Genomic DNA, 15,183 nt, shown 5'->3' on the forward strand with positions numbered 1-15,183 from the left:
TTTTGAAATCTTTTACTAAGCAGCAATAACCACCTTAGCCAGCTTTTCCTTATTAGCTATTGCTAATAAAATGCCTAAGGCTATCGATAAAAATGCTGAAACTAGAACTCTGTACTCAGCTGGCAATAAGAAAACTATTGTATGAGCAGGTATCCAGAAAAAAGGACAGCATTTGAGCCATGTAAATTCAACTAAGGAATTCCAGTCAATTTTTCCTATAAGTTCTCTTAATGTGACGGGACCTTCATTTTTTTCGTACTTAGTATCGATAAACATATCCGTAAAGCGGTGAAACACCATCATCATAGGACCAAAGGTAACATTCATAATAGCGCTGCCGAAAAATGCCTGCGCTAAGACTGAACCTTCAAACGGAAGCCTTCCGGAGGCTTGCGCTGCTCCTACGCCTCCCATATATACAGTAAAAACAAGCGTAACCATTAAACCAATGATCCCCCAGACAACAGCTCTATAAATAATTCCTTTAGGAACAATCCACTTGTTGTGGCGAATTCTAATTCCTAGTAAATCTCCCATGGTAGCCAATATAGCAAATTTAATAAATCCTGCTATATAGGGATGGGCATCTGAAGCGGTTATAGTAGCTGACCTTGTGACGGGTATAACCAATAAAAGTATCCAAATCAGCAAGGCAAACCCCCATAAGAGATCCCCTTTTTTCATACTTCCTCTTCCTTTCGTATTTCTACAAATGTGTGTAGACTAAACCAAGTACATTCCTGCTTGCAGAGCTCTTAGGTTTAAATCTACGAATTGAGGCTTAATGTTATCCCTAACTATCTTTTCCCAATTAATAGCCTCGAGGCCCATGGATTTAATAATTGTACCCAGTAAAATTACATTCATTACCTTGGGGTTGCCCAGCTCAGTTGCCCGTTTTCCGGCATCAATGGTTATAGTTTCTACCTTGCCGGAGAGCTCTTCGATGATGCCTGCCGGATAATCCACTTTGCCGGAAAGAATTGGCGTGGAAGGGATTTCATAATCGTTTACAACAACTTTACCCTCAGGTTTTACATAGTTCAGCCATCTTAAGGCTTCCATCTTTTCAAAAGATACTAAAATATCAGCCCCCCCGAGTTCGATAACCGGAGATTCTACCTTATCTCCATACCTAACCTGAGAGGATACGGAGCCGCCCCTTTGAGACATGCCGTGGATTTCGCTCATTTTTACGTCAAAACCCGCTTCCATGAGACCCATAGTCAAGAGTTTACTGGCCAGTATCGTCCCCTGTCCCCCTACGCCTACCAAAAGAATGCTCTTTGCCATTTAACCCTCCACCTTCCTAATCGCCTTAACTGGACATACCTGAAGACAAACTTCACAACCCACACAAGAATCAGCTGCTATAACCGACTTCTTAAGCTGCTTATCGAATGAAATTGCTGGGCATCCTGTCCGGATGCAGGCTCGACAGCCATTGCATTTTTCCGTGTCTACCGCACACCGTGTCGTGAACGCCGCCGTGAATTCCTCTTTATCCTTCTTTGCGAACTTCTTCAGTGCGCATGGCCATCTTGTGATAATGACGCAAGGCTCCTCTAGACTCGTACCCCATTCTAGGGCACGCTTGACAGCCGTAAGGTCATTCGGATTAATGGTTATTACATGTTTGATGCCGCAGGCTCTAACCATTGCCTCGATATTCACCTCAATGGTTGCCTTTCCCTGCAAAGTATAACCTGACCCGGGGTTCTCTTGGTGACCGGTCATCCCGGTTATACGATTGTCCAGAATGACATTGATAGTATTGCTGCCGTTATAAGTCACATCAAGCAGCGAGCTTATGCCTGTATGGAAGAAAGTAGAGTCACCGATGACGGCAACCACTCTCATCTTGTTGTTTTCCTTCATATTAAATACTTGCTGAGCACCGTGACCAACACTTAGGCTTGCTCCCATGCAAATATTATGATCCATGGCATTATAAGGATCGGCAAATCCTAAGGAGTAACACCCAATATCACCGGATATCATGACGTTTTTCCGCTTACCTATTTCATAGAAGAAGCCCCTGTGCGGGCATCCGGCACAAAGCATTGGTGGTCTGGCTGGGACTTTGCTTTCATCAAAATCTACAGTCGGATAGGTTTCGCCATACACCGCTTTCCTGATTACATCAGGGGTCATCTCCCCATACGCCGGAAACAGATTTTTACCCAGGCAATCCAAGGCCAACATTCTTACCTGTTCTTCTATTATTGGGTCATTCTCTTCAATTATATATACTTTTTCGACCTTACCGGCAAAGTCTTTTATCATTTCCCTTGGTATCGGGTTTGTAAATCCCAGTTTCAGATAAGATGCAGAATCACCAAAGACTTCCTTGGCAAACCCGTAGCAGGCACCAGAAGCAATGACACCTACCTTGTTATCATTCCATTCTACGTAATTGAAGTCTGTCTTCTCGGAAAAGTCGAGCAGTTTTTTCATTCTATCTTCGACTTTGACCCTAAGCTTTCTGGCAAAGGCCGGTACTGTTACATATTTTGGCATGTTTCTGGTGTAATCCTTAAAGTCAACCTCGACCCGTTCACTGCATTCCACGATGCCCTTGGAATGGCATACTCGGGTTGTCATCCTCACCAAAACCGGTGTGTCATACTCTTCACTAAGGTAAAAGGCCGCCTTCAGCATGTCCTTAGCTTCCTGACTGTCCGACGGTTCAAGCATCGGTATCTTAGCGAATTTTGCATAGTTGCGGTTATCTTGTTCATTCTGGGAGGAGTGCTGCCCGGGTTCGTCAGCTGAGATTAGGACCATCCCTCCATTTACTCCCGTGTAGGAGATGGTGAAGAGCGGGTCGGCTGCCACATTCACTCCAACGTGTTTCATAGAGGCCATTGCCCTTGCTCCGGCCAGCGAAGCCCCGAACACTGCTTCTAATGCGACCTTTTCATTTGGAGCCCATTCTGCCAAGATATCGTCTTTATAAAGAGCAATTGTCTCTAGAATCTCGGTACTCGGTGTCCCCGGATAAGCGGAAGCGTATTTAACTCCTGCTTCATAAGCCCCGCGAGCAAGAGCCTCATTTCCAGTCAATAATTTCTTCATAACTTACTCCTCTATTATTTTCTAATTTCTAATTTTATTGGCTTCTAGTTAATTTGTAGTCCTCTTACAATAAGGGCTGCCATAGCTAAAGAATTCAGCTTGGATTCAGCCTTATTCGAACGGGAAACCATTACAATTGGATGAGTTGCCCCCATGATAATTCCGGCATTCTTAGCTTTCGCATATTTAATTAAGGTTTTAGCAACTAGGTTCCCGGCCTCTACGGTCGGAAAAAGGAATAGATCCACATCACCGGCGATTTTGCTCTCAATTCCCTTATGTTCCGCAGATTCGCAACTTGCAGCAATATCCATAGACATTGGTCCTTCAAGCTCACATTCCGGTAGTTCACCCGCCTGGGCCATTGCTACCAAATCAGCGGCATCGATTGTTGCCTGCATTTTGGGACTAACTTGTTCGTTGGCAGCAAGTACGGCAACCTTCGGCCTAGTAAACCCTAGCGCTTTTAGTGCCGAAAGTGAATTGATAAGGATATCTCTCTTTTGACTCAAATTTGGGGCTACATTTATTCCGCCGTCTGCATGAAAAGCCAGCTTTTTTTCCCCTGGTATTTCGAAAGCTGCAAAATGGCTCAAGATGCTTCCGCTTCGCAGGCCTTTTTCCCGGTTTAAGACAGCCCGCATAAAGTTGCTGGTATTAATTAAACCTTTCATTAGAACCTGAGCTTCCCCGTTATGAACCAATTCGACTGCCCGTAATGCTGCCTCGTCGAGGTCTGGAATATTAATAACACGGTTATCTTCTGACAGGCCTATTTTTGTCATCATAGGGCGAATGACTGTTTCATCACCAACCAGGATCGCTTTAGCTAGGCCCGCATCCTCTGCTTCTTTAATTGCCTCGAGCACGCCCGGTTCCTGTGCAACGGCAACACTAATATTCACTTGCTTTAGCTTTTTAGCTGCTGCAAGCAGCTCATAAAAATCGCCAAACAAGTTATTCCCCCCCTTTTAGCCCCAGGGTTTATGGCGAAAATTCTTTTCATTTTGCCCTCCTACTCTAAACGATCCATATCAGCCCCGGCGACCAGTTGATAAACTCCATATTATTATTCAGAAATGTTGACGTAACAGTCAAAACTAGGGCGACCCACTGCAGTCAATAGTATCCGAGTTTCCAAAAAAAGCTTATCTCCAAACGTATTTACTGTAACTTCCTCTTTTTCTACTATTATCTCAGGGTCAGGAGTTCCTGAGTTATAAGCCATTTCTGCAATCACATTTTTGGCTTTTTGTATAGCATAGATTTCAGCTTCTTCAAGGAATTGTATTTGTTCCTTTCCCCATGGTGCATAAATCAAGAAGCCCTCGGAGTCCGGTTTAATAACAAGTTTTACATTCTCTACAACTCTTCCAACAGCAGCGCCCACTGCATTGGCTACCTCGGCATGTGGAGGAATTAACACCTCAGTTTTAAAATTTGCCCCAACTTCAGGAATGTACGCCTGTGATGGGGCTCCTATTGCTACAATGGGCAACGCCAAACTAATCTGGACCCCATATCCGCGTCTGAACTCAGGGGATAAAAACGGCTGGAGAAATAATCTTGCCGTGTCATTCTCTATGAGGCTAATTCGACTACCTTCCTGAGCTATTAAACTTTCTAGAATGGTTAGGCATATTCTATCCTGTACTTGTTTTAAAATCTGAAGCAGAAAGTCATTTCTTGGGATGTTTAGTTTCGCGGAATATACCTGGGCACACATTTCTGCCGCACAGACATTCCATACCGTAAAATACCCGAGAGCGTGCAGCACATCAGTAGGTGTAAATGCTATCCGGCCCAAGATTTGACTCTTTTCCAGCCGTTTGAGAGACATCAAATTAGGGTCCAAGCCCGTACGTTCCGCCAAATTGAATATATTATGAGGTCCTTGTTTTAGTGTTTCAACAATTTTTTCTTCGTCGCTTGTTAAACCTGCATTTTCGCCGGGAACTGTTAATAGCTGCCAGCAGTCAACCGGCTGCCCGGTTGCAAGCTCGCACTCCGGTTTTACCCGTGTTAACTCCTCAATTAAGTACGGATAGCGTGCGGCCACTGATGAAATCGACGATACCCTTCTAGGACCTATCTCCACATTGCCATTGGGCAATACCTGTACATAACTGTCCCCGCCTAGGCCGTAAGTATAAATATCAGCCGCTTCTACTTGAGTCCTCCAACCACCTACAACAGCGCCTTCACGATTTAACATTGGCTTGCCATTTTTCAGAATAGCTATGTCCGTTGTTGTTCCACCCATGTCAAGTACAATGGCGTTATTCACACCGGTTAAAAAAGTAGCTCCCACAATACTAGCAGCAGGTCCGGATAAGATTGTTTCAATCGGCTTTGTTAATGCTACCTTTTCATTCATTAATGAGCCATCGCCTTTGACGATCATCAAAGGAGCTTGAATGTTTTTTACATCGAGAACTTTTTTCACAGCACGCATCAATTCCGCTATGACCGGTAGTAAGCGAGCGTTTAAGCACGCGGTTACGGTCCGGTCATGAAAGCCCAACTCACTGGTCAATTGATGAGCGCAAACAACAGGTACGTCAATTAGGTCCTTAATTATTTTCTGTGTTATTAATTCATGCTCTGGATTCCTAATACTTAAATAGCCTGAAACAGCGATTGTTTCAACTTTGTCTTTCATGGTTAAAGCTGCCCTTTGTACTTGGTCAACATCCAAGTCTGCTTTTGGATTACCCTTGATATCATGGCCGCCGGTTACGGAAACAACCATTTGAGTCGGCAAATTTCCTATAGGCTCGTGTCCGATAAGAATTAGCCCTACTTCTCCTCCCCTGCCCTCGACAACGGTATTGGTAGCCAGCGTGGTAGAAAGTGATACTAACCGGATCTGATTCATATCTAACCAATTTAAATTCTCAATACATTCTTGGATTCCAATAGACAAATTCCCCCTAGTAGTGAAGGCCTTTGCCTTTGCTACTACTTCACTGGTATTAAGGTCAAGCAAAACACCATCGGTGAAGGTTCCTCCGGTATCAATTCCGAGACTCAGATCCATTGTAAATTCACTCCATATTTATTCAATTGTTCCAAAGGAAACTGCCTAGCGCAAGGCACTAGGCACGTCATCAATTTTGGCATTCTCTGTAAAAACTATTCTTAAAGTAATCCAAACCTAGTTAAGGTATTTTTACCACCCGCGTTCTGCCATTCGGCTAGTTGGGGGCAGATTGGCAATTTCCAACCCCGGCATAGCTTCTCCTAAATCCTTGGAGACTTCCGCCAAAATCTTTGCATCGTTATAATGGGTTGTGGCAGCCACAATAGCTTTTGCCCTTACCTCTGGATTATCTGACTTAAAAATACCGGACCCGACAAATACCCCGTCACAACCTAACTGCATCATTAAGGCAGCGTCAGCAGGAGTTGCTATGCCTCCGGCAGCGAAGTTCACTACAGGCAACCGACCTGACTCCGCTACTGTACAAACAAGGTCGTAAGGAGCCCCGATGTTTTTGGCAGCTGTCATTAGTTCTTCCTTGGGCAGGTTTTGCAGTTTCCGAATTTCACTCGTTATCAGGCGCATATGACGAACGGCCTCAACTACGTTTCCTGTTCCAGGTTCACCTTTGGTCCGGACCATGGCACATCCTTCACCGATTCTTCGCAGCGCCTCGCCCAAATTCTTGGCCCCGCAGACAAATGGGACCTCAAACGCATGCTTATTAATGTGGAAATGTTCATCTGCGGGTGTCAACACTTCACTTTCATCGATATAGTCAACACCCAATGACTCCAGGATTTGAGCCTCCACAAAATGGCCGATCCGGGCTTTGGCCATGACAGGAATCGTTACTGCATCCATAATTCTTTGAATCACCGAGGGATCGGCCATTCTGGCTACACCACCTGCAGCACGGATATCTGCGGGAACCCTTTCCAGGGCCATGACAGCACAGGCACCAGTCCCTTCAGCTATTTTAGCTTGCTCAGGTGTGGTAACGTCCATGATTACCCCACCCTTAAGCATTTCTGCTAAACCCTTTTTTAACATCAAGGTGCCCTTACTCTCCATTTTTAGATATACCTCCTTCTCACGCCGTCCCAAATAAGCCATTTCGATAAGCGGACAGATACTTCACACAGAATTCATCCTTACCCAATAATGCCTGCGAAGCATAAACAAATCCCATCATTGTGCTGTCCAGGGGATCAAGGATGAAACTGTCCATACCCATTGTCATGCTAGAAACTTCTTACACAATTCCACAGCAGATGCTGCGTCCGGCGCAAATCCATCTGCACCGATTTCATTTGCAAAGTCTTTAGATACGGGTGCTCCGCCAACCATAACCTTCACTTGGTCCCTTAGCCCTTCCTCTTTAAGAAGGTCGATAGTATCCTTCATATTTAACATTGTGGTAGTAAGCAGGGCAGACATGCCAATAATACTTGGTTTGTGTTCTCGCACAGCCTCTATGAATTTTTCCGGGGAGATGTCAACACCAACATCAACAACACTATAGCCCCCGCTTTCTATCATCATGGCAACCAAATTTTTACCTATATCATGAAGATCACCTTTTACAGTTCCAATTACCACTTTTCCCGCGGAAGGTATATCTTGGTCCGCTATCAAAGGTTTAATAATTTCAATCCCTGCTGCCATAGCTTTAGCAGACATTAAGACCTCGGGTACGAACATCTCCCCGCTTTTGAAACGAGGACCTACTACATTCATCCCGCCGATTAAGCCTTCATTAATAATATCCAAAGGATTAACGCCCGCTTCTAACATTGCGGTTACTTTTTCCTTTACTTGTGTTGCTTTACCTGAAATTACACTTTGCGATAGACTTTCGAAATCAGCCATTTTGTTTTCTCCTTTCAGTATTAAGCATTATTTACAGTTTGTTCAATTTTGTCTTCAAGGTCTTTTGGAAGTCTGGATACCTTGTTTTGGGAAATAATACCGGAAATTTTGGCTTTTAGTTTATCCCGGAAACTGATTCTTCCGCCGCCGTCCCAAGTGTAGTAAGATTCTCTGTTGAACAGTTCTGGAATCCAGATTTCCTCTCTAAAGTTCTCTGCGGTGTGTTCGGTATTTAAATAAGTTCCTCCGATACCGACATGCTTAATTTCGTCTACAGCAAATTTTTCTTTTCTGAAGTTTACGCCTCTGATCATGTGTTTAATTGCACCTATCGCCTCATTTCCTGCCACCATTGCTTCAATTGATGCGATCATGCCGCAACCGAGGAACCCAACATCATGGATTAAGTTTCCTCCACTGAGCGCCGCAGACAGCAAAGTATATCCCATTTCAATTCCGGCTTGTTGGTCGTAATCGTTAGCCTCAGAGCAACCTGCAGCGTCAAATACCGGCAAATCGTAATACCTGGCCATGTCAGCAAGGCATGCATAATTTAGGAAGATCTCCGGCGCAGCGTATGTGCATGATCCTGTTCTCATATCCATAGCCGGAGTTGCACCTCCATAGATAAATGGAGAACCGGGACGCTTCAATTGGTGAATTACTAAGGCGCTTAATAACTCGCTATTTACCACTACGAGAGAACCAGCAAGTGTAATAGGTGCTCCTCCGCCAATAAGGCAGGCAGGTACATAGGCCACGGGAACTCCCTTTTTGGCAGCTAACAGCAACTTCTGCATTGACTCCATCGGATGGCGCAATGGCGATATAGGCTCAGCATAAAGAATCATGTTGGGCTTTTCCATTATGGTTGATCCTTTTGCCATTTCACAGATTTGAATCATTACATCCATGGTGTGTTCATTATGAGCCGTAAAGATAAATGGCTTTATAGTGTTCAAAAGCATTGCTTTCACTTGATGAATATCCGATATTCTAACCGGAGCATCGGACGCCAACCCCATGGACATTACGAAATCAATATTCGGCAATGCGTCTGCCACAATCGAAGCTTGCGCAGTATCATTTAGAACCGCTTTTCTTTGTTGGCGGGTCTCCCAGTCCAGTACCAGGGGTGTATCTGAGCCGGTTCCAAAATAGATGTTACCCCTAGTTAAATCCATTTTGGGGTTGCCTTCACGGTCATAGATAGTTACCAAGCCAGGTGAACTCTTAAGCGCCTCTTCAACCATGGAGGCCGGAATCTTGGCGTTTATTCCATCCACGCTGGCCCCGCCGTTTTTTAGAAGCGCAAGAGCCTCCTCGTCATAAACTTCAACCCCAACCTCTTCCAGGATCTCCATCGTAGCAGCATGAAGTTGTTCTTTTTCCTCTTGTGTCATGACGTTCATTCCGATTGTCGGTCGTAATACTTGCATATAACACACTCCCCTTTAATTGTATTTATTCCAATGGTTCAAAACGTGACGTGAAGAATCTTAGTACAGGAGGCTCGTAGGTTATTTTCAAACCTTTGATGCTGTCCCTCTGCTGGTACAAGTCGATGCAGGCTTCAGCAACAACATCCATATGAGAGTAGGTATAAACTCTTCTTGGAATTGTTAACCTAACTAACTCCAGCTTTGGATAATAGTTCTTGCCTTCTTTGTCTCTCCCCGCTGAGACAATTCCTCTTTCCATAGAACGAACACCAGAGTGAATATACAACTCAGCCGCCAATGCTTGAGCAGGGAAATTATCCTGTGGCACATGGGGCAAAAACTTCTTGGCATCCAAAAATACCGCATGTCCGCCAATCGGTCTAACTACTGGTACTCCGTTCTCAATAAGCCTGTCTCCAAGATAACGAACTTGGTAAATACGATGTTTAATGTAATCCTCGTCTATAGATTCATAAATACCCCGTGCCATCGCTTCCATATCCCTACCGGCTAATCCACCGTACGATGGCATCCCTTCATAGACGACTACCAGCTGGGAGGCTTGTAAATAAAGGTCTTCGTCGTTCATCGCCAGAAAGCCGCCGATATTAACGAGGCAATCCTTTTTGCCGCTCATTGTACATCCATCAGCATAACTCATCATCTCTTTCAATATTGCGGCAATGGACTTGTCTTGATAACCGTCTTCTCTTTCCTTGATATAGAAAGCATTTTCAACACATCTGGTAGCGTCAAACATTATCTTGATGCCATATTTAGAAGCAAGCTCCTTTACCTCTTTAAGGTTTTTCATACTTACTGGCTGCCCACCGGCTAAATTCACGGTTACCGCCACGCAAATGTACGGAATCTTCTCCGGTCCAACCTGGTCTATAAGCCTTTGGAATTTGTTTAAGTCAACGTCACCCTTAAAAGGCACCTCAAGTTCTGAATTATGGGCTTCATCTATGATTACGTCGACGAACGTACCCCCATTAAGTTCCTGATGTAGCCTAGTGGTTGTAAAGTACATGTTACCGGGGACATAATCGCCTTTTTTTATCATGATTTGAGACAGAAGGTTTTCTGCTCCTCTTCCCTGGTGAGTGGGAACAACATACTTGAATCCATATACGTTTCTTACCGCAGCCTCCAGGTTGTAAAAGTTTTTGCTTCCCGCATAGGCCTCATCGCCTATCATCAACCCGGCCCATTGATTATCACTCATTGCCGATGTTCCACTATCGGTCAGTAGGTCAATATATACATCCTTCGACTTCAGCAGAAAGGTATTGTACCCGGCCTCTTTAATGGCCGCTATTCTTTGTTGCTTCGTGGTCATAGCTATAGGCTCAACAGCTTTAATCTTAAACGGTTCCGCTATATATTTTTTCACACACCATCTTCCTCTCTGTTGTTATTATTTGATTTGAAACAGCAGCTCCAAACTTCACAATTGTTCCATGAAATAACCTCCTCCCTTAATATGATTAAACTACTTGTTTATACATTAAACACTTTGTTTAAGTATTCGACATAATGGTTCCACTTCCTTCTTCAATCACAAATATTTCTTTGCCGGCAAGACCTTCGAAACGACTAATTAGTCTCAGCTTAATACAAAGACACCGTTTTTAGGTCGCTTGTTAAAAGCGGTGTCTTTTTTACGAACATGATAAATGACTTCTAGTTAAATAGATGATTAACATCCAAATAGCGTATCGAACCCAGGTAGTATGGTCTAGATTAGCTAATAGATAAAAGTCTAAGGCAACAGCAAGGAGCGATACCAAGGGCACCCATCCAGAACTTTGGCATCATTTGGGAACAGTTTGAGGCATAGAGTACATGCTGTTGACAAACTACTCCAAGCACAAATAAAATGAAGCCATATTAGATATCGAATTGATCCGGTGTTAAATATCAAATATACTTGGAGGTTGCAGTTTTGAATCAGAGCGAATTTATTGAAAACCTTAAAAGAATAGCAGAAGGTATCGCAAAAACGTTTGGTAACAATTGTGAAGTGCTGGTCGCAGACCTGGATAATCCAGAGAATGCTATTTTAGATATTCAAAACGGCCAAGTTACCGGTAGAAAAAAAGGTGATTCACTTTCTGAATTAGGACTTCACAATATAAAAACCGAAAGAACAGACACCGATTTATTTTCCTACAGTGCAAAAACTGGTGACGGTAGGCTAATAAAATGTACTACTGTCCATCTAAAGTGGGGGAAGGGTAATTTGGCACTCGGAATTAATTATGACTGTACCAATATACAAATGGCCGTTTCTAGTTTAGAGAGTTTAATTAAGATTGATTTTGAAATAAATGATGAATTCCATAGTAATTCTAACGAAATGTTAGATAACTTGCTGGCCGATGCCTTTAAATTAGTTGAAAAACCAGTGTCTCTTATGACCAAGGAAGACAGAATCAAGATAGTTAGGTTTCTAGATGAACGCGGAGCCCTTTTAATACAAAAGGGAGTACAAATAATTGCAGAGAAGCTGAACGTTTCTCGCTATACAATCTACAACTACTTAAATGAAATAAACAATAAAAACAAAAAACCGACCTATATGGAATGAAAGGAGCTTTTATTTAGAAATTTAGATTAATATTTGACGCCTCTCTTACAGGCCTTTTCTAAAATATTATCTATTGCTTCAATATCTTTTTGAGGAAGGGGTTCAGGTCGATAATCTTTTAAAATTGTCCTAGTCTTTTCCCTTATCCTATCAAGCATTGTTTTCTTTCCCTGGTTAACCCAATCATTATATCTTAACCGATCCAAAAGGGAAGGAAACCAAAGCTGTTCTCGGAAATACTTAAATGTATGTTCATGGGTTAAATATTGACCGCCGGGCCCTAACTTATTGATTACATCCAAACCAATGGTCTCATTATTTACTTCGATCCCAGATACCATTTTCCTAACATAACTAATAATTTCATCTGACATAACAATTTGTTCCAAGGCACCTGACATTGCACCTTCCAAAAATCCTATGTCATGTACCAAGTTTCCGCCGCTTAACAATGCCATAAAAATTTGTACTGTTGATTCTATTGCAGATTGTTGATCAACGGTTTTAGAATCAGTGGCCCCGGCAATAGACCAAGTTGGTATGTTTAAATACCTAAAAATATCTTTTGCAGCAGCTAAGGATAAAGGTAATTCCGGGCCACCAAAAGCAGTATTCATCGTTTTCATGTCCAAAGTTAATGTTCCAATGCTTGCCAGGTAACCAGTATTTGGCCTTTTTAGCTGTGCTATTGTCAAACCTACAAATTGTTCAGCTAAACCAACAACCAATGTACCGGCAAGGGTCACCGGAGAGACCGCTCCTAATTGAAGACCAGAAGCATATATTACAGGAAGTCCATTTTCAGCCGTAAAAAGTAGTTTTGCAAGGGCGTCTTCCGGATGAATTAGAGGAGATACTGGGTTACCCGCATAAACAATTAGAAAGGGATTTGATTGAAGTTTATCTAAGCCTCCAGCAACAACTGAACACATATCAATAATGTCAGATAAACTTTCCACCCCAGTAGCCCATCCAGCAATTGGTTTTGTAGTACTCTGGAGCATGGCGTGCATTTCATGAACATCTGCAACAGACGGGTGACAATCTGTAAGACCGGCTAAGGACATGACAAAATCAATATTTGGCAAGGCATCAGACAACCTTGCAGTATTGAACACATCTGACTTTACTACAGGCCTTCGTTCTCCTGTTTCAATATCAACAAAAAATGGATTTGCCAGTCCGTTACCAAAATAGGTATTACTTCCTTCCAAAAATAACTTTCTTTCACCATTTCTAGAGGACAGAATAACTTGAGATGGAGTATTCTTTAAAGCATTCTCTATAAGCCATTGGGGAACTTTAACCAGTTCTCCCTCAACAATGCACCCTGCTTTTTTTAGTAATTCAACAGCTTCTGGATGCTTTACCAATGACCCTGTACGTTCAAGAACCTCAAATGTTGAATTAATAATAAACTTAATTTGATTATCGGATAGTATTTGATACCTCAAGTGGGGATTAATACATTTGTCAGAAATCATATCATGTTGTAGCATAATGAGCTCCTTAGCTGTAGTTTAGGATAAGAAATTAATTCTAAACTTATTTTTTCTTCAGTTTGATTATTATCTTTTACCAGCACAACGGAGCGCTAAGATCCTTCACAATTTTGCTTTTTTGCATTGTAGAATGGTACGGAGGGATTATGAGATTATCGTTTCATACGTTGTTCGGCGTTTTCTAGGATATTGTCAATTACCGTGAGAACTTTTTGTGAAAGAGGTTCGGGCCGATGTTCCCTTAGGATTTTTTTGGCTTTCTCATTTGCTCTATCGGTCAGCGATTTATTTCCGTTGTTCTCCCAATTCGAATACACTTCTCTGTCCAATAGCGTGGGTGTCCACAACTCCTGTTTAAAGTACCTATAAGTATGTTCAGCCGTTATAAACTGTCCCCCGGGTCCAACTTCATGGATCACCTCAAGCGCCAAATGATCTTCATCTATTTCAACCCCCTTAATAAACCTTCTAACCATTCCAATAATCTCATCACCCAAAACCAATTGTTCGAGAGATCCGGTTAATCCTGAATCCAGAAAGCCGACATCGTGAATTAAATGGGCACCACTGGAGGCGGAGGCGAAAATCTGAAATGCAGCTTCTGCAGCAGCCTGTGCATCAACAATCTTAGAATCACTAGCTCCTGCCGCACTCCAAATAGGAAGATTTAGATAATGGAAAATATCCGCTGAAGCGGCATGCACTAAGCTAAACTCCGGGGCTCCATAACAATGCTGCATGGTTTTCATGTCCATAGGGCCCCCTGGAGCGGCAGCAATAAATGGAGCCCCTTCTCTCTTGAGCTGACTCAATAACAGCCCGGTTAGATTATCGGCGACCCCCACTGCGAGTGCCCCGGCAATTGTAATCGGGGCGGTTCCTCCCAATACCATTCCAGGAGTATAAATAACTGGCAAATTATTCTCGGCCATGAACAATAACTTTTCTAAAGCATCCTTCGTATGTGTTAAAGGTGTTGTTGGTTCGGAGTAGATAACAATAAATGGGTTGCGTTGCAATTCTGTTAGACTTCCAGCTACCGTACTGCACATATCAATAATGTCTTTGACCGCCTCTACATTAAAGGTCCATCCTACGATAGGCTTTGTAGTATTTTGAAGCATAGCGTGTACTTCATGAATGTCCGCTAATGTTAGTGTACAATCAGAAATCATGGACAAGGACATAACAAAGTCCACGTTAGGTAAAGCATCCGCAACTATTGAAGTATTAACAACGTCCCTTTTGACGGTTCTTCTTCTTTCTCCAGTTTCAACATCAAGAAAATTAGGACAAGTAGGGCCCGGCCCAAAATAACTATTATTTCCCTCTAAAAATAGTTTCCTTTGACCGTTCCGGTCACATAGAACAATTCTTGATGGAACGGTTGTAAGGGCTTTTTTGATTAAATAAGACGGAATTCGAACCATAATTCCATCTACTTGACAGTTGGCTTTTTTTAATAAAGTCAGCGCTTCTTCTGAATATATATTTACTCCCGTTCTCTCCAATATTTCTAAAGCCGCATTAACAATTTTTTCACACTGCTTATCAGATAATACTTTAAATTGTAATGTTTGATTTCCTTTGTAATTTGATTCAATACTTTGAGTATTCATACTACACTTCCTCTCATTGGTGATATTCATCTAACGTAACTTCTGTTGTAGTGAAGAAGGCAAGCAGCAGGCAGTCCCCCTACAATGTTACTAA

The 15,183-nt window shown here is 42.7% G+C and carries 14 protein-coding genes; 1 reads left to right on the top strand and 13 read right to left on the bottom strand.

Annotated features, from left to right (window positions below; translation table 11 throughout):
- Nucleotides 1-15: 15 nt before the first annotated feature.
- From DESOR_RS21155 to DESOR_RS31070, 11 genes are all read right to left on the bottom strand, one after another.
- The gene (locus DESOR_RS21155) at nt 16-684 is read right to left on the bottom strand and encodes a hypothetical protein (protein ID WP_014186634.1); all 669 of its coding nucleotides are present in this window, start codon (nt 682-684) and stop codon (nt 16-18) included.
- Between the two features lie 39 nt (nt 685-723).
- Nucleotides 724-1,293 carry an indolepyruvate oxidoreductase subunit beta gene (locus DESOR_RS21160; RefSeq protein WP_014186635.1) on the bottom strand — a complete coding sequence of 190 codons (570 nt, stop codon included), beginning with the start codon at nt 1,291-1,293 and terminating at the stop codon, nt 724-726.
- Nucleotides 1,294-3,078, bottom strand: a complete 1,785-nt coding sequence (gene iorA / locus DESOR_RS21165; protein ID WP_014186636.1) for an indolepyruvate ferredoxin oxidoreductase subunit alpha — start codon at nt 3,076-3,078, stop codon at nt 1,294-1,296.
- 44 nt (nt 3,079-3,122) lie between these two features.
- Complete coding sequence (locus tag DESOR_RS21170) at nt 3,123-4,034, bottom strand: phosphate acyltransferase (protein ID WP_014186637.1); 912 nt, start codon at nt 4,032-4,034, stop codon at nt 3,123-3,125.
- Between the two features lie 113 nt (nt 4,035-4,147).
- Complete coding sequence (locus tag DESOR_RS21175; RefSeq protein ID WP_014186638.1) at nt 4,148-6,118, bottom strand: hydantoinase/oxoprolinase family protein; 1,971 nt, start codon at nt 6,116-6,118, stop codon at nt 4,148-4,150.
- Between the two features lie 132 nt (nt 6,119-6,250).
- On the bottom strand, nt 6,251-7,135 hold the full coding sequence (gene pdxS / locus DESOR_RS21180; protein ID WP_014186639.1) for a pyridoxal 5'-phosphate synthase lyase subunit PdxS: 885 nt from the start codon (nt 7,133-7,135) through the stop codon (nt 6,251-6,253).
- Nucleotides 7,136-7,154: 19 nt separating this feature from the next.
- Nucleotides 7,155-7,304: a hypothetical protein gene (locus tag DESOR_RS28405; protein WP_174275433.1), complete on the bottom strand. Its 150-nt coding sequence runs from the start codon at nt 7,302-7,304 to the stop codon at nt 7,155-7,157.
- Nucleotides 7,301-7,933: a cobalamin B12-binding domain-containing protein gene (locus DESOR_RS21185; protein ID WP_014186640.1), complete on the bottom strand. Its 633-nt coding sequence runs from the start codon at nt 7,931-7,933 to the stop codon at nt 7,301-7,303. The genes DESOR_RS28405 and DESOR_RS21185 overlap by 4 nt, the downstream gene beginning before the upstream one ends.
- Nucleotides 7,934-7,953: 20 nt before the next feature.
- A complete protein-coding gene (locus tag DESOR_RS21190; protein ID WP_014186641.1) occupies nt 7,954-9,372 on the bottom strand; it encodes a trimethylamine methyltransferase family protein in 1,419 nt (472 codons plus the stop codon).
- A 25-nt stretch (nt 9,373-9,397) separates the two neighbouring features.
- Nucleotides 9,398-10,771: a tyrosine phenol-lyase gene (locus DESOR_RS21195; RefSeq protein ID WP_014186642.1), complete on the bottom strand. Its 1,374-nt coding sequence runs from the start codon at nt 10,769-10,771 to the stop codon at nt 9,398-9,400.
- Nucleotides 10,772-11,039: 268 nt separating this feature from the next.
- The gene (locus tag DESOR_RS31070) at nt 11,040-11,174 is read right to left on the bottom strand and encodes an amino acid permease C-terminal domain-containing protein (RefSeq protein WP_081468545.1); all 135 of its coding nucleotides are present in this window, start codon (nt 11,172-11,174) and stop codon (nt 11,040-11,042) included.
- Between the two features lie 149 nt (nt 11,175-11,323).
- Between DESOR_RS31070 and DESOR_RS21200 the strand changes: the two genes are divergently transcribed.
- Nucleotides 11,324-11,968: a helix-turn-helix transcriptional regulator gene (locus tag DESOR_RS21200; protein WP_014186643.1), complete on the top strand. Its 645-nt coding sequence runs from the start codon at nt 11,324-11,326 to the stop codon at nt 11,966-11,968.
- Between the two features lie 26 nt (nt 11,969-11,994).
- Here DESOR_RS21200 and DESOR_RS21205 read toward each other — a convergent pair whose 3' ends face one another.
- Together DESOR_RS21205 and DESOR_RS21210 are read right to left on the bottom strand one after the other, a co-directional pair.
- A complete protein-coding gene (locus tag DESOR_RS21205) occupies nt 11,995-13,467 on the bottom strand; it encodes a trimethylamine methyltransferase family protein (RefSeq protein WP_014186644.1) in 1,473 nt (490 codons plus the stop codon).
- A gap of 155 nt (nt 13,468-13,622) precedes the next feature.
- Entirely contained in the window at nt 13,623-15,089 is a 1,467-nt protein-coding gene (locus DESOR_RS21210) for a trimethylamine methyltransferase family protein (protein ID WP_014186645.1), read from the bottom strand.
- Between the last annotated feature and the right edge of the window lie 94 nt (nt 15,090-15,183).

Origin of the sequence: Desulfosporosinus orientis DSM 765 (assembly GCF_000235605.1) — a bacterium.
Classification (GTDB): Bacteria; Bacillota; Desulfitobacteriia; order Desulfitobacteriales; family Desulfitobacteriaceae; genus Desulfosporosinus; species Desulfosporosinus orientis.